This window comes from Erythrobacter sp., assembly GCF_011765465.1.
GTDB lineage: Bacteria > Pseudomonadota > Alphaproteobacteria > Sphingomonadales > Sphingomonadaceae > Erythrobacter.
The window spans coordinates 3,117,803-3,132,145 of record NZ_CP050265.1; the positions used below are offsets into that span (position 1 = coordinate 3,117,803).

The window sequence follows — 14,343 nt, forward strand, 5'->3', positions numbered from 1 at the left end:
CTTCACGCGTCTGGCAATCGTCCGACAAGAGTGAATGGCCGGTGAAGCGAAGGCTTTATTCGCCTTCGTCTTCCTCGACATACTCCACCGGCACGAACTGTCCGAGGCCGCAGCCCGCGCCGCGCTGGACGCCGCCGCCGATCTGCTGGAGCGTGTAGATGATCTCCGCGCTGCACAGCCGGGTGATTTCGGTGTCGTAGGTGAAGGCTTCCCAGAGGCCGAGCTGCGGGCAGGAATTGGGCAGCACGTTGCGGTAGACCTTGCCGCCGCGCATCTCGAAATCGATCACGTCGTCGCTGCGTACCGGGGTCTGGCGGATCTGGGCGAGCGGGATGCAGTTCTGGGCTTTGCCGACCACGCGCACCGGCGGGTCGTAGGCGGTCGGGTCGTCGGAACGCTCCCCATCGTCGACCGGCGCGCAGGCCGCGGCGAGCGCGAAAAGGGGTAGGGCGCTAAATATCAGGGCTCTTTTCATGGTCCTCTCCAAAGGCGCGGCCCGACTCGCCCCCCAATCAGGCTCGCGCTCTCCTATTCTTTCCCTGTTTCGGGTCTTCTAGCACTTTCTTGCGGTAGCTGCACAGGTCCGCGACTGTGCAGCGCCAGCATTCCGGCGTGCGCGCCTTGCAGACATAGCGCCCGTGCAGGATCAGCCAGTGATGCGCGTGGAGGCGAAAGGGTCGCGGCACGCGCTTCTCGAGCTTCGCCTCGACCTGGTCGGGCGTCTTTCCCTTGGCGAGACCGGTGCGATTGCCCACACGGAATATATGCGTGTCGACCGCGAAGGTTTCCTGCCCGAACCAGCAATTGAGCACGACATTGGCGGTCTTGCGCCCGACACCGGGGAGCTTCACCAGTTCCTCGCGCGTGTCCGGCACCTCGCCTGCGTATTCGTCGACCAGCAATTGCGAGAGCGCGATGACGTTCTTCGCCTTGGAATTGAACAGGCCGATGGTCCTGATGTGCTCGGTCAGCCCTTCGAGCCCTAGGTCGAGCATCTCCTGCGGCGTTTTCACCTTCTCGAACAGCGCACGGGTCGCCTTGTTCACCCCGACATCGGTCGCCTGTGCGGACAGGGCGACCGCGACGACGAGCTGGTAAGCGTTGCCGTATTCGAGCTCGGTCTCGGGCGCGGGGTTGTCCTCGGCGAGGCGGCGGAAGAATTCGAAGATCCGGTCTTTCGTCACGGCATCGCCCCGTCCTTGCCGCGCGCTTCTTCTTCGCGGTAAGCCTGCATTGCGTCGGAAAATGCCGCCGCGATAATCCCGGTCGGCATGGCGACCAGCCCGATCCCGCCCATCGCGACGAGCGCGGCCAGCACCTTTCCGAGCGGTGTCACCGGCGAGACGTCGCCATAGCCCACCGTCGTCAGCGTGATGATCGACCACCACATCGCGCGCGGGATCGATCCGAATGCCTCTGGTTGGACCTTGCCTTCGGCCCAGTAGAGCGCGGTCGCCCCGCCAAGCAGCAGCACAAGCGCAAGCGCGCCGGTGACGTAGAGGTCATAGCGCCGGTCCACGATCGCCGAACCCAAAGCCTTCAATGCCATCGAGAATTTCCCGAACTTGAGCAGCGCGGCAAGCCGGAACAGGCGCAGCAGGCGCAGGATCGGCGCGCCTGCGAGGATGAAGGGGATCAGCGTGATTACCACCACCACGAGATCGATGAGGGCGAAGAACGAACGCGCCCATTCGCTCCGCTTGGCCCAGTCGCTTTCCGGCCCGGGGCGCTCGGCGACCGCCCACAGGCGCGCGCAGTATTCGGCGAGGAACAGCACGCCGAAGCCGAATTCCGCCCACAGGATCGCGCTCCTGTTTTCGCTCGCGAAGGCGCGTTCCGTGCCGACGATCGCGACCGCGACCGAGGCGAGGATCGCGAGCACGACCAGCCGATTCGTAAGCGTCAGCTTGCCGTCGGTCCGGGCCGAGGCGAACAGCTCGTTGTAGGCTCTCGAACGCAGGGTCACAGGCCGAGCACGTCTTCCATCCGGTAGCGCCCCGGCTCGCGGCCGATCAGCCACAGCGCGCCCTTGACCGCGCCGCGCGCGAAGATCGCGCGGTCCTCGGCCGAATGGGCGAGGGTGATGCGTTCCTGCTCGCCCGCGAAAATGACGCTGTGCTCACCCGCCACGGTCCCGCCGCGCAGGGTGGCGAAACCGATCGCGCCCTCGCGCCTTTCGCCGGTGAAGCCGTGCCGCCCGCTGTCCATCGCGTCCGACAGCGCGACGCCGCGCGCCTCGGCTGCGGCCTCGCCGAGCAGCTTGGCCGTGCCCGAAGGCGCATCGACCTTCATTCTGTGGTGCATTTCCAGCACTTCGATGTCCCATTCCGGCCCGAGCCGCGCCGCCGCTTCGCGCACGAGGTGCGCGAGCAGGGTGATGCCGAGGGACGTGTTGCCGGTCTGGAGCACGGGGATAGCCTTGGCCGCCTCGCCGATGAGGGCGAAATGCTCCTCTTCGAGGCCCGTCGTTCCGACTAGGATCGGGATGCCCGCTGCCTTGGCCGCTTCGAGACTGGCCGCAAGACCGTCCGGCGCGGAGAAATCGACGGCCACTTCGCACTGGCCGAGCAGCGGGACAGGGTCCCCGCCAAGATCGACCCCGACGCAGAATTCGTGGCCCGCCTCCTCGATCGCCGCCGCGATCGCCTGGCCCATCCGGCCCTTGTGCCCGATCACGGCAAATCGCCGCGTGTCCTCGCTCATTGCATTCGCTCCGCCCCTTGTGGTCAAAGGCCTTCATGGCAAAGTTCGAGCGCATCGTCATCCTCACAGGAGCCGGCATTTCCGCCGAAAGCGGGATCGACACCTTCCGCGACGCGGGCGGGCTGTGGGAGCGGCACCGGGTCGAGGATGTCGCAACGCCCGAAGGCTTCGCGCGCAATCCCGATCTCGTGCTCGGCTTCTACGATGCGCGGCGCGCGGCGCTGGAATCGGTCGAGCCAAACGCCGCGCACCGCGCGCTCGCCCGGCTCGAAGCGGAGTTTACGGGCGATCTCCTGCTCGTCACGCAGAATGTCGACAACCTTCACGAGCGCGGCGGGTCGAAGGACGTGCTGCATATGCACGGCGAGCTTTCGAGCGCGCTGTGCACCTCGTGCGAGATGCGCTCGCCGCTCGATGTGCCCCTGCTGGATCGGCCGAAATGCCCCGTCTGCCAGGCGCCGACTCTGCGCCCGGACGTCGTTTGGTTCGGCGAAATGCCCTATAGGATGGAGCGGATCTACGAGGCGCTCGGCACCTGCGACCTGTTCGTCAGCATCGGGACGAGCGGGGCCGTCTATCCGGCGGCGGGCTTTGTGCAGGAGGCGCTGATGAACGGCGCGCGCACGCTTGAGCTCAATCTGGAGCCCTCCGAAGGCAGCCGATTCTTCACCGAATCGCGCCACGGCCGCGCGGGCGAGATCGTGCCGCAATGGGTCGAGGAGGTGCTGGAGGGCTGATCCGGTGTTCAGGGCCGTTCGAGGACGAGGCAGGCTCCCTTGTCACCCGCTTCGCATGCCTCACTGGCCCGTTTGCGCATGGAAACCGGGTCAGAATCGTAGATGTCGCAGACATCCTTCTCGCCGCGGATGCAGGCATGCAAGAAGAAGCGAGCCGCCCTTGCATCATTGCGGGGCCCACCATGCCGACCCAGGTGCAGCGCGGCGAGTTGCGTGCAGCCCTGCGGGGCCGAGCCGCGGCAAGCGAGGGTGAGCGCACCCTCGGCTCCTGCCAGGTCAGTCGGACCGCCCTTGCCGGTCAAAAGCGCTCGCCCGAAATGGAAGCAGGCGCGCGCCGATATGGGATTGCTGTCCTCGCCGCTCTTGCAGACGGTCTTTCCCAGTCGACGAACCAGCGCAAAGTCCGCAGGGCCGCCTTTGGCATTGTGCGCCAATTGCATCAGTATGCCGCAGCCGTCGACGGAACCCAGCCGGCAGGCCCTCGTCGCCGTGCTGCGCGCGGCGCTGTCGCTCTGCGGGCCACCGCGGCCCTTGAGATGCATGACGACCAGTTCGCGGCAGGCCCGCGCGTCTTCAGCATCGCAGGCCTGCTGGTGCAGGCGCCGCGCGGCGGCGTAATCACCATTGCGTTCGGCGTCGAGCGCGCGCTCGTAAGTCTCGCCGGAGGTCTGCGCGCAGAGCGGCGCGGCAAGGATCGCAAGGGCGAGGGCGGCGAGGCGCATTGCTGCACGAGACATGGCACCCGCCTTTAGCGAACAGCCAGCGGGGCACGGTGTAAGGATACGACAGCTACTGCCGCAGGTCGATCGCCCAGATCCCGGCGGCAAGGCACAGGCTCGCGAAGGCCATGGCGGCGGCGATCAGTTTCATGTTCGAGGTGCGGATCGGTGCGGCATCGTGGGAATCCATGCGTTTCTGCACTGCCGACGCGTTGCGTTGGGCGCTCCAGAACACGAACACGCCGATGGCTATGAATAATGTCGCGATGGCCTTCGCCACCCAAGCCGGTTCGAGCTTTCCAAACAGGGCGTTGAAGCCGAGCCCGATCCCGACTGCGGCAAGGCCCGTGCGCATCCAGCCCGCGAAAGTGCGCTCGTTCGCCATGAGCGTGCGGTCCTCGGCCCAGTCGGTCCGGTCCTCCGCCAGTTCGTTCTTGTCCTGCTCGTCGGCCATCTTAAGGTTCTGCCCGCTGCGGTGCGGCAAATGAAAAAGGCCGGCGCTCGGGCCGACCTTTCATGCTTTCGCAGACGATCCCCTTACGATCGCGCCCGGGTCGGCTCTCCGCCGCCCTTGAACTTTTCTTCAGGCTTCGGGCGATGATCGTCGGGTGTTTTCTTCTTCATCTTCTGCCATTGCGAAAAACCGAAGACCGCGCCGGCGCTGAGGATCAAGATATTGAGAAGGGTCATGAATTCATCCTTTCGTTCAATATGGACAACGAAAGGATTACTTGCCGGTTCCATTCACCGGCGCTCCTACGACAGGGCGAGCGCGAGCTGCGTCAGGCCGCGCAGCAGCCCTTGCAGCCCGGATCCTTGGCGATCCTGAGGCTGCGCATGGCGGGCGCCATGCCGTCGAGCAGGTGGAGCGTGCCCCATTGCGGCTGTCCGAATACGCTCACCCCGGCGAGCAGGACCCGCACCGCCTGCATCGCCGCGAAGCTTCCGGTCCAGCCTGCCATCGCGCCCAGCATCCCGTCCTCGGCGCAGGTGTCGCAATCCTCGGCATCGAAGGCATCGCCGACGAAGCAGCGATAGCACGGCTGGTCCGAAAGATGCCCGGCGAAGGCGCCGACCTGACCCTGGAACCGCCCGACCGCCGCCGAGAGCAGCGGCACGCCCGCCGCAACGCAAGCGTCCGAAACAGCGAGGCGGGTTGCGAAATTGTCGGTCCCGTCGAGCACGAGATCGGCTCTTTCGACGAGTGCGCGCGCATTGTCCGGCGTCACCCTTGCGTCGGAAATCTCGACCTCGAGCGCATCGTCGAAATTGGCGAGCCAGCGCCGCGCGCTCGTCGCCTTGCCGTGGCCGACATCGCGGGTGGTGAAGATCGTCTGGCGCTGCAGGTTCGAGACATCGACCACGTCGTCATCGACGAGAGTGAAGCGTCCGATCCCGCTCGCGGCGAGATATTGCAGCGCGGGCGAACCGATCCCGCCGAGGCCCATGACGGCGACGTGCTTGCGGGAAAGCGCGACCTGCCCCGCACCGCCGATCTCGGGCAGGACGATGTGGCGCGCGAAGCGGTCGAGGCGGGCCGGGGAAAGGCTCATGGAAAGCCTGTTGGCATCCTGTGCAACGGTTGTCGACAGAGCTGTGGACAGCCCTGTCGATCACGTGTCGATGCATGGTGGACCGCGCCTGTCGACAGGCCCGCCCAAAGCCGGTGGAAAATGTGTGCGAATTAACTTTCCAGCTGGCGCAGCAGGCTGCGCACGTCGCCGTCCATGTCGGCATCGCGTTGGCGCAGGTCCTCGATCAGGCGAACCGCGTGGATGACCGTCGAGTGGTCGCGCCCGCCGAACTTGCGCCCGATCTCCGGGTAGCTGCGCGGCGTCAGCACCTTCGAGAGGTACATCGCCACCTGCCGCGGACGGACCACGGCGCGGGCGCGCCGCTTCGAACTCATCTCGGCCCGGTCGATCCGGTAGAACTGGCACACCGTGCGCTGGATCTCGTCGATCGTGATCCGGCGGCGATTGGCCGAGAGGATGTCGGTGAGCTGTTCCTCGGCCAGCTGAAGCGAGACTTCCTGCCCGGTCAGCTGGGCATAGGCGATCAGCTTGTTCAATCCGCCGACCAGTTCGCGGACATTGCGGGTGATCGTGCGGGCGAGGAAATCGATCACGTCCTCGGGCACGGACAGCGGAGCGAAGCGCGAGAGCTTGGATTCGAGGATCTTCTTGCGAAGCTCGATATCGGCCGCCTGGATGTCGGCGACGAGGCCCATCGACAGGCGCGAGAGCAGACGCGGTTCGACCCCGTCCAATGCCTGCGGGGCGCGGTCCGCGGCGAAGACCAGTCGCTTACCCTCGGCCAGCAGCGCGTCGATCGTGTAGAGCAGCTCTTCCTGCGCGCTCGCCTTGCCGATTATGAACTGGATGTCGTCAACCAGCAGCAGGTCGAAGCTGCGCAGGCGTCCCTTGAACTCGATCATCTGGTTGGCTTTGAGCGCCTGGACGAATTCGACCATGAAACGCTCGGCCGAGCAGTAGAAAATCCGCGCGCGCGGGTGTGCCTGGAGATAGGCGTGGCCGATAGCGTGGAGCAGGTGCGTCTTGCCCTGCCCGGTCGCGGCCTTGAGATAGAGCGGGGAGAACTGTGGCTTCTCGCTCGCCGCCATGCGCTGCGCGGCATTGCAGGCGAGCACGTTGGCTTCCCCGGTCACGAAGGCGGCGAAGGTCAGCGAGGGATCGAGCCCGACCGAGCCGGTGAAACCCGCATCGCCGATCGTGCCCGCCGCGACCGCGATCGAGCTGGCCCCGTCGTTGGCCGCCCGGCGCGAATCGTCGAGCTGGAGCTCGGGCAGCTGGCGGCGCCCCGGATGGACCTGGATGCGCACCTGGCGCACTTCGCTGCGCGCGATCTTCCAGGCGAGCTGGAGCCGGTCGCGGAACCGGTCATTGACCCAGTTCGCGGCGAATTCGGTCGGCAGGAAAAGATCGAGCGTGCCGGTTTCCTTGTCGATGCCGCCGAGCTGGATCGGGCGGATCCACTGGCTGTGCAACTGATGGCCGAGATCCTTGCGCAGCCCCTGGCTGATATCGGCCCAGTCTGCGGCGAGGTTCACGGCTTCGGCATCTTCCATAAGATCATCGTCGGTGGAGCGGCGCGTGACCCGCGCCTTGTCTATTCTATGCACCATCACATCCCCAATTCGTCCTCGCACCCGGAAAGCAGGGCCCGGGCGGCACACCTTCTTTTCGACAGGCAATATCCGTCCAGTCCCGGGAATCGCGGTTCCTCGGGATGCCCCCTGTCGATCGGATTTTAAGAACCCGGACTGTCCCGCCCCGGGTGAGCAACGAATAAAGAACCGTTCGCCCGCCAAGGCAAGAAGGCTCGTTTAAAAAAAGTGAAATAATCCTGTTGACTCGGCGCAAGCCCGCAGCCTTCCGTTCAAGTGCCTGTTTTGCTTTGCGAAGCGATTTCCGGCCCCTGCGAATCGTAGGGATTCCTTGCATTTTGCGCGCGGCTCGCGGTCGCATTTGTCGCACGAAAAAAGGGCTGCGCCCGACAAGCGCAGCCCCATCTGAAAAGCTCGGTCTCAATTACCCGCAAGACGGGTAGAATCACCTATCGATCCGCGCCTGATGATTCGCCCCAGAAGGCGTCGCAAGCGCCTCGGTCAGAGAGCCGAGACGCGCTTCGACAGGCGCGACATCTTGCGCGCGACAGTGTTCTTGTGAAGCACGCCGCGGGCGACGCCGCGCTGCATTTCGGGCTGGGCCGCCTTGAGCGCATTGGCCGCCGCGTCCTTGTCGCCGGATTCGATCGCGGTCTCGACCTTCTTGATGAAGCTGCGGATGCGGCTCATGCGGGCGGTGTTGATTTCCGCGCGGCGATTATTGCGGCGGATGCGCTTACGGGCTTGCGGCGTGTTGGCCATGTCGTCTCGTCTGTCTCGCGTTTGTGTCGGCGTGGCCGGTCGCGGCCATGCGGATGGTTCGATGCTCGGTCAAAGGGTCGGTCGGCGGCACGGGGACGCACCGGTCCCGTCGCCGGAAAGCGCGCCACATAGGGCGAAGGGGGCGCAAGGTCAACGATTCCCTTGCTTCGTGCCCCGTGAACCAAGTCAGCGCTGGCATTTCGGGCAGAACCACGTGCTCCGCCCGCCCTGTGCAAAGCGGCGGATCGTACCGCCATCCACCCGCGGGCAGGCTTCGCCAGTGCGGCCATAAACATCGAAGCGAGTCGCGAAATAGCCCAGTTCCCCGTCGGGCGCTGCATAGTCGCGCAAGGTCGAGCCGCCGTCGCGGATCGAGGCTTCGAGCACCTCCTTTATCGCAGGGACGAGCCGGGCGAGCTGGGGCTTCGTCACCTTGCCGCCGGCTTTCCTCGGATGGATGCGCGCGCGCCACAGCGCTTCGCAGACATAGATGTTGCCGAGCCCGGCCACGATCCGCTGGTCGAGCAGGCACAGCTTGATCGCCTGCTTGCGTCCGGAAAGCGCGACCTTGAGGTGCTCCGGTCTCAGGTCCGGGCCGAGAGGTTCCGGGCCCATTGCGGCGAATTGCGGCCATTCCCCCAATGCGTCCGTCGCGAGGAGATCGACCGAGCCAAAACGCCGCGGGTCGCACAGGGCGAAGCGGTGCTCCTTGGTCTCGAGCACCAGATGGTCGTGGATGTCGGGTGCGGCCGGATCGATGCGCCAGCGCCCGCTCATCCCGAGATGGAAGACCAGCGTGCGCGCCCGGTCGGTATGTATGAGCCCGTATTTCGCGCGTCGGCCCATCTGCGTGACCCGAGCGCCTGTCATTACCTGCACCAGATCGGCCGGGAAGGGACGCCTGAGGTCGGGCCGGTTCACCGTCACGCGCGTGATCCGTTCGCCTTCGAGAAAGCGGGCGAGGCCGCGCACGGTGGTTTCGACTTCGGGCAGTTCGGGCATCTTGGCGCTTGTGATCGGGCGGCCTGCAGGCCGCAGGAAAGGGATGCCCGCTTTCGCCCCGCGAGCGCGCGAATACAAGGTCTTTGCCCGGCGCGCTTTTCACCCTAAGGCATGGCCATGAACGACAAAGCCTCTTCCAGCCCCGAAACCGTCTCCTTCGGTTACGAGGACGTGACGCCGGAGGAAAAGACCCGCCGCGTCGGCGCGGTCTTCACCAGCGTCGCGCAGAAATACGACGTGATGAACGACGCCATGTCGGCGGGGATGCATCGGCTGTGGAAGGATCGCTTCGTCAAGCGGGTGAAGCCGCAGCCGGGCGAGCAGGTGCTCGACATGGCGGGGGGCACGGGCGACATCGCCTTTCGCATGGTCGCGCGTGGGGCGCACGTGACGGTCGCCGACATCAACCAGGAAATGCTCGACGTCGGGGCGGAGCGCGCGGTCGAGCGCGGCGGAAGCGAGGACGAGGGCAGCCTCGTTTTCACCCGGCAGAATGCCGAGGAAGTCGATTTCGCAAGCAACAGCTTCGATGCCTACACCATCGCCTTCGGCATCAGGAACGTCACTCATATCGATCGCGCGCTGGCCGAGGCGCACCGCGTGCTGAGGCCCGGTGGGCGGTTCTTCTGTCTCGAGTTTTCGACCGTCGAATGGTCCGGGCTTAAAGAAGCCTACGACATCTATTCCGACCAGCTTCTGCCGCGCATGGGACAGGTGATCGCGGGGGATGCCGATTCCTATCGCTACCTCGTCGAATCGATCCGCAAGTTCCCGCGCATGGCCGAGTTCGAAAGGATGATCGCTGAGGCCGGCTTCGTGAACACCAAGGTCGAGCCGATCATGGGCGGGCTCGTCGCGATCCATTCGGGCTGGAAGGTCTGATCCGCACGCCCTTGGGGAACCCATCGCCGCTTCGAGCGCAATGAGCTGACATGACCGCGCCCGCTATTCATCTTCTGCGCCTCGCCAACTGGGGTACGACGCTCGCCCGTCGCCGTGCGCTGGTCGGGATCGAGGAGGATCCGAACGCGCCCACCGCGCTGCGGCGGCTGGTGAAGCTCGCCCGTCTAGCGACTTTCACCAGCGCCAGGGGACCGCGCGATTACGCCGGGGCGTTCCGCGCGATCGGGCCGGCGGCGATCAAGCTCGGGCAGAGCCTTGCGACGCGGCCCGATCTCGTCGGCGAGGAAGCGGCGCACAACCTCCTCAGCCTGCAGGACAACCTCCCGCCCGTTCCCTTCGAGAAAATCCGCGAGCAGATCGAGGCGAGTTTCGAGCAGCCGCTCGAGGCGCTTTTCGCCGAGGTCGATCCCGTGCCGGTCGGAGCTGCCTCGATCGCGCAGGTCCACAAGGGGGTGACGAGCGACGGGCGGAAGGTCGCGATCAAGGTGCTGCGCCCCGGCATCCGGCAGAAATTCGCGCGCGACATCCAGACTTACGAATGGGCCGCCGCCCATGTCGAGGCGATGGGCGGGGAAGCCAGCCGCCTGCGCCCGCGCCTGACCATCGCCAATTTCAAGCGCTGGTCGAATTCCGAACTCGACTTGCGCCGCGAGGCCGCCTCGGCTTCCGAACTTGCCGAGCAGATGGCGGGCGTTGGCGGCTACCGCATTCCCGAAATCGACTGGGACCGCACCAATGGCCGCGTCCTCACCATCGAGTGGATCGACGGGGTCAAGATTTCCAATGTCGAGGCGCTGAAGGAGCGCGGCCACGATCTGCCCGCGATCGCCGAAAGGCTCGTCATCAGTTTCCTGACCCAGGCGATCAGCGCGGGCTTCTTCCACGCCGATATGCACCAGGGCAACCTGTTCGTCGAGGACGACGGCACCATCGTCGCGATCGATTTCGGGATCATGGGCCGGATCGACCGGCGCGCGCGGCAATGGCTGGCCGAGATCCTCTATGGCCTGACGACAGGCGATTACCAGCGAGTAGCCGAAATCCATTTCGAGGCGCAATATGTGCCCTCCTACCACTCGGTCGGCGAATTCGCGACGGCTCTGCGCGCGGTCGGAGAGCCGATGCGCGGCAAGCCGGTGAAGGAGCTTTCGGTCGGCCAGATGCTCGACGGGCTGTTCGCGATCACCCGCGATTTCGATATGCAGACCCAGCCGCACCTCCTGCTTCTGCAGAAGACCATGGTGATGGTCGAAGGGATCGCGACCCAGCTCAATCCCGACATCAATATGTGGGACACCGCCGCGCCCTATGTCCGATCGTGGATCAGGGACGAGTTGGGGCCGGAAGCAGCGCTGGCGGATCGGCTGAAAGAGGACACCGAGACACTTCTGCGCTTGCCCGGGCTTATCCGCCGGCTCGAGGAGAAATTCCCGCCTAAGGGCGGTGCGCCCGAACCGCCGCCGCTGCCCGACATCCCGCTCATCACCGATCGCCGCGAGCGCGAAGGCGGGTCGCTGCTGGGATACCTGTTCGCCGGCGCTCTTGGCGCAGGCGCGATGTGGGCGCTTCTGGCTGCGGGACTGTTCGGCTGAGGGGTCTCAGTCCCCGCGCTCGGCGAAAGCGCCACTCGGCAGGATGCGGCTCGCGACGAGGATCAGGATCACCGTCACCGCCTCTACCCCCATCGGCATGACCCAGTTCACGTAGAAGCCATCGGTAATGAGGCTGTAGGCCCGGGCAAGGAAAGTCAGGCCGAAGATCGCACCTGCGACCAGCAAGGCATCGCCGCGCCGCTTCCACGCGCCGACAATCAGGCACGCCCCCGCGACGACGAAATAGGCGAAGAAATCTCCCCGCAGGCTCGACATCCCCTGCGCACCGCGCGGGACGAGGCCGAAGCTGCCGCCCATCGCCGCGGGATCGAACAGGAATGACCCGCCGATGATCATGAAGACCAGCCCCGCAAGGAACAAGGCGGCGCGCAGCAATGTGACGGTCATGGCGATTTTCCCTTCCGCTATGCCGTGCTTATGGCGCGGTTGCGCGGCCCGTCTCAAGCCGTTTTGCGCGCGCCGTCCCCGGCTCTATAAGTGAAACCTTAACCATGCCGGGCGCAAGGCAACCGCTGGCCCTTGGCGGCGAAGGGCCGGAACGCTAGGTGAAACGCGCGCGAGGCGGCGGGGCTGTTCCCCCGTCCAGAGGAGATGCATGACGCGATGAGCGGCGCTGGGCCGAAAATCCTGCTGGTCGTGGGCGGCGGTATCGCGGCCTACAAGTCGTTGGAGCTCGTCCGCCTCATCCGCAAGGGCGGGGGCGATGTCACCTGCGTCGTGACCAAGGGCGGTCAGCAGTTCGTCACGCCCATGTCGCTTGCCGCGCTTTCGGAAAACCAGGTCTACACCAGCCTGTTCGATCTCAAGAACGAGGTCGAGATGGGGCATATCCAGCTATCGCGCGAGGCGGACCTCGTCGTCGTCTGCCCCGCCACCGCCGACTTAATCGCCAAGATGGCGAGCGGGATCGCCGATGATCTCGCCACCACGCTGATCCTCGCCACCGACAAGCCGGTGATGGCGGTCCCGGCGATGAACGTGAAGATGTGGGAGCACGAAGCGACCCAGCGCAATCTCGAATGGCTGCGGCAGGCGGGCGTCACCGTGCTCCACCCGGACGAGGGCGCGATGGCTTGCGGTGAATTCGGCTATGGTCGCCTGCCCGAACCGCACGCGATCTGGCGAGAGATCGCGGCGCATTTCGGGATAGAGATCGAGGAACCGGCCCCGGCGCCAATCCCCGCTGCCAACGACAGCGCGCCTGTCGACGAGGAAGACAGCGACGGCGATGTCGGCCGCGGGCTCGGCGGATTGCTTTCGCGGATCATCCCGCGCTCCACCGCCAAGCGGACGCACGAGGAGATCGAGGCCGAATACGCCGACTTCGAAGGAGACTTCGAACAGGGATCCGAAGGCGAGGAGGGCCGCGAGGGCGAGGAGCTTCCCCCCGAGGAAGAGACCCCCGAGTTCAAGCCCGATCTCGGTGGCCCGCTGCTGGCGAAGAAGGGTGCTGCGTCCTCCGCCCCTCCGATCGATCCCGAGGCGCTCAATCACGAATTCGACCAGCGCAAGGCTCCGCCCGAACGGCTCGAACCTGCCGCGCTCGAAAGCGCCGATGCCGAGGCGCCTGGCTTCGAGGTCGATGCCTCCTACCGACCGCTCAAGGGCCGTCACGTGCTCGTTACCGCCGGTCCGACCTGGGAAGCGATCGACCCGGTGCGCTATATTGCCAACCGCTCTAGCGGGAAGCAGGGCTTCGCCATTGCCGCCGCCGCCGCCGCGCTGGGAGCCAAAGTGACGCTGGTCGCGGGGCCAGTCTCGCTCCGCACGCCCGAAGGCGTTACCCGCGTCGACGTCGAATCGGCCGAGGACATGGCGAAGGCGGTGAAGAAGGCTCTGCCCGCCGATGCCGCAGTGATGGTCGCTGCGGTCGCCGACTGGCGGCCCAAGGAATATCGCGGTGAGAAAATCAAGAAGCGCGGTTCGGCCCCGCCGGCGCTTATTCTGACCGAGAATCCCGACATCCTCACCAATCTCGCAGGCGGCAAGGACCGGCCCGAACTCGTGATCGGCTTCGCTGCCGAAACCGACAAGGTGGTCGAGAACGCCCGACAGAAGAGGAAACGCAAGGCGGCGGACTGGATCATCGCCAACGACGTGTCGGGAGACGTGATGGGCGGTGACGACAACCTCGTCCACATCGTCAGCGAAGACGGGGTCGAGACTCTCGAACAGATGCCCAAGCGCGATGTCGCCATGGCGCTCGTCGAGCGCATCGCCGCCAGCCTCAAGGCCGAAGCCGCCGAATGAGCGCGGGCGACACGGTTCCGGTCGAATTGAAGCGCCTGCCGCACGGCGAGGGGCTGGACCTGCCCGCCTACGCGACGCCGGGCGCAGCGGGGATGGACGTGGTTTCGGCCGAGGACGTGACGATCGCGCCGGGCGCGCGCCATCCGGTCGCGACCGGCCTCGCGCTCGCCATTCCTGCGGGATACGAAATCCAGGTGCGTCCGCGCTCGGGCCTAGCGTTCAAGCACGGGATCACCGTGCCCAACACGCCGGGGACGATCGATTCGGATTATCGCGGAGAATTGAAGATTCTTCTCATCAACCACGGGACCGAGCCGTTCGCGATCGCACGGGGCGACCGCGTGGCGCAGCTGGTGCTGGCACCGGTCGTGCAGGCCGCCTGGCGCGAGGTCGAGGAACTCGACGCGACCGAGCGCGGCGAGGGCGGCTTCGGCTCGACCGGCGGGCACGCGAAGCTTTAGCGAGCGCAGGCAAAAGAGCAAAAGAAAAGGCGGCGCCGATCCCATGGCGCCGCCTCCCTCCCATCC

General features: G+C 65.8%; 17 protein-coding genes. 5 read left to right on the forward strand and 12 right to left on the reverse strand.

Translation table 11 applies throughout. From position 1 onward, the window contains the following. Window positions 1-55: 55 nt before the first annotated feature. From G9473_RS15105 to dapB, 4 genes are read right to left on the reverse strand one after another with little or no spacing between them, the layout of a single operon-like run. Window positions 56-475, reverse strand: coding sequence for a hypothetical protein (locus tag G9473_RS15105; RefSeq protein ID WP_291134497.1), 420 nt, complete (start codon window positions 473-475; stop codon window positions 56-58). A gap of 37 nt (window positions 476-512) precedes the next feature. Next, entirely contained in the window at window positions 513-1,184 is a 672-nt protein-coding gene (nth, locus tag G9473_RS15110; protein WP_291134499.1) for an endonuclease III, read from the reverse strand. Next, entirely contained in the window at window positions 1,181-1,966 is a 786-nt protein-coding gene (locus tag G9473_RS15115) for a potassium channel family protein (RefSeq protein ID WP_291134501.1), read from the reverse strand. Before G9473_RS15115 ends, nth begins: the two co-directional genes overlap by 4 nt. Continuing rightward, the gene (dapB, locus tag G9473_RS15120) at window positions 1,963-2,703 is read right to left on the reverse strand and encodes a 4-hydroxy-tetrahydrodipicolinate reductase (protein ID WP_291134503.1); all 741 of its coding nucleotides are present in this window, start codon (window positions 2,701-2,703) and stop codon (window positions 1,963-1,965) included. The genes G9473_RS15115 and dapB overlap by 4 nt, the downstream gene beginning before the upstream one ends. A 35-nt stretch (window positions 2,704-2,738) precedes the next feature. Here dapB and G9473_RS15125 point away from each other — a divergent pair, with 35 nt between their 5' ends. Next, window positions 2,739-3,440: an NAD-dependent deacylase gene (locus tag G9473_RS15125; RefSeq protein ID WP_291134505.1), complete on the forward strand. Its 702-nt coding sequence runs from the start codon at window positions 2,739-2,741 to the stop codon at window positions 3,438-3,440. An 8-nt stretch (window positions 3,441-3,448) separates the two neighbouring features. On the opposite strand, the gene G9473_RS15130 is transcribed toward G9473_RS15125, so the two are convergent. The 7 genes from G9473_RS15130 to mutM all read right to left on the reverse strand — a co-directional run bounded on the left by G9473_RS15130 (window position 3,449) and on the right by mutM (window position 9,050). Beyond that, window positions 3,449-4,177 (reverse strand): tetratricopeptide repeat protein, encoded by a 729-nt coding sequence (locus G9473_RS15130; RefSeq protein ID WP_291134506.1) that lies wholly within the window; start codon window positions 4,175-4,177, stop codon window positions 3,449-3,451. Between the two features lie 52 nt (window positions 4,178-4,229). Next, window positions 4,230-4,613, reverse strand: a complete 384-nt coding sequence (locus G9473_RS15135; RefSeq protein ID WP_291134509.1) for a DUF202 domain-containing protein — start codon at window positions 4,611-4,613, stop codon at window positions 4,230-4,232. A gap of 83 nt (window positions 4,614-4,696) precedes the next feature. Next, complete coding sequence (locus G9473_RS15140) at window positions 4,697-4,849, reverse strand: hypothetical protein (RefSeq protein ID WP_291134511.1); 153 nt, start codon at window positions 4,847-4,849, stop codon at window positions 4,697-4,699. 92 nt (window positions 4,850-4,941) lie between these two features. Beyond that, window positions 4,942-5,712 (reverse strand): HesA/MoeB/ThiF family protein, encoded by a 771-nt coding sequence (locus G9473_RS15145; RefSeq protein WP_291134513.1) that lies wholly within the window; start codon window positions 5,710-5,712, stop codon window positions 4,942-4,944. Between the two features lie 131 nt (window positions 5,713-5,843). Then, the gene (gene dnaA, locus G9473_RS15150) at window positions 5,844-7,304 is read right to left on the reverse strand and encodes a chromosomal replication initiator protein DnaA (protein ID WP_291134515.1); all 1,461 of its coding nucleotides are present in this window, start codon (window positions 7,302-7,304) and stop codon (window positions 5,844-5,846) included. Between the two features lie 483 nt (window positions 7,305-7,787). Next, complete coding sequence (gene rpsT / locus G9473_RS15155; protein ID WP_291134516.1) at window positions 7,788-8,048, reverse strand: 30S ribosomal protein S20; 261 nt, start codon at window positions 8,046-8,048, stop codon at window positions 7,788-7,790. A gap of 186 nt (window positions 8,049-8,234) precedes the next feature. Next, window positions 8,235-9,050 carry a bifunctional DNA-formamidopyrimidine glycosylase/DNA-(apurinic or apyrimidinic site) lyase gene (mutM, locus tag G9473_RS15160; protein WP_291134517.1) on the reverse strand — a complete coding sequence of 272 codons (816 nt, stop codon included), beginning with the start codon at window positions 9,048-9,050 and terminating at the stop codon, window positions 8,235-8,237. A 111-nt stretch (window positions 9,051-9,161) separates the two neighbouring features. Here mutM and G9473_RS15165 point away from each other — a divergent pair, with 111 nt between their 5' ends. Together G9473_RS15165 and ubiB are read left to right on the forward strand one after the other, a co-directional pair. Continuing rightward, complete coding sequence (locus G9473_RS15165; RefSeq protein WP_291134518.1) at window positions 9,162-9,932, forward strand: class I SAM-dependent methyltransferase; 771 nt, start codon at window positions 9,162-9,164, stop codon at window positions 9,930-9,932. A gap of 50 nt (window positions 9,933-9,982) precedes the next feature. Next, window positions 9,983-11,545 carry a 2-polyprenylphenol 6-hydroxylase gene (gene ubiB, locus G9473_RS15170; protein WP_291134520.1) on the forward strand — a complete coding sequence of 521 codons (1,563 nt, stop codon included), beginning with the start codon at window positions 9,983-9,985 and terminating at the stop codon, window positions 11,543-11,545. A gap of 6 nt (window positions 11,546-11,551) precedes the next feature. Here ubiB and G9473_RS15175 read toward each other — a convergent pair whose 3' ends face one another. Further along, window positions 11,552-11,953, reverse strand: coding sequence for a DUF4345 family protein (locus G9473_RS15175; protein ID WP_291134522.1), 402 nt, complete (start codon window positions 11,951-11,953; stop codon window positions 11,552-11,554). Between the two features lie 216 nt (window positions 11,954-12,169). On the opposite strand from G9473_RS15175, the gene G9473_RS15180 reads away from it, so the two are divergent. Both G9473_RS15180 and dut read left to right on the forward strand, forming a co-directional pair. After that, window positions 12,170-13,816 carry a phosphopantothenate--cysteine ligase family flavoprotein gene (locus G9473_RS15180; RefSeq protein WP_291134524.1) on the forward strand — a complete coding sequence of 549 codons (1,647 nt, stop codon included), beginning with the start codon at window positions 12,170-12,172 and terminating at the stop codon, window positions 13,814-13,816. Beyond that, window positions 13,813-14,277: a dUTP diphosphatase gene (gene dut, locus G9473_RS15185; protein ID WP_291134525.1), complete on the forward strand. Its 465-nt coding sequence runs from the start codon at window positions 13,813-13,815 to the stop codon at window positions 14,275-14,277. The genes G9473_RS15180 and dut overlap by 4 nt, the downstream gene beginning before the upstream one ends. Window positions 14,278-14,343 lie beyond the last annotated feature (66 nt).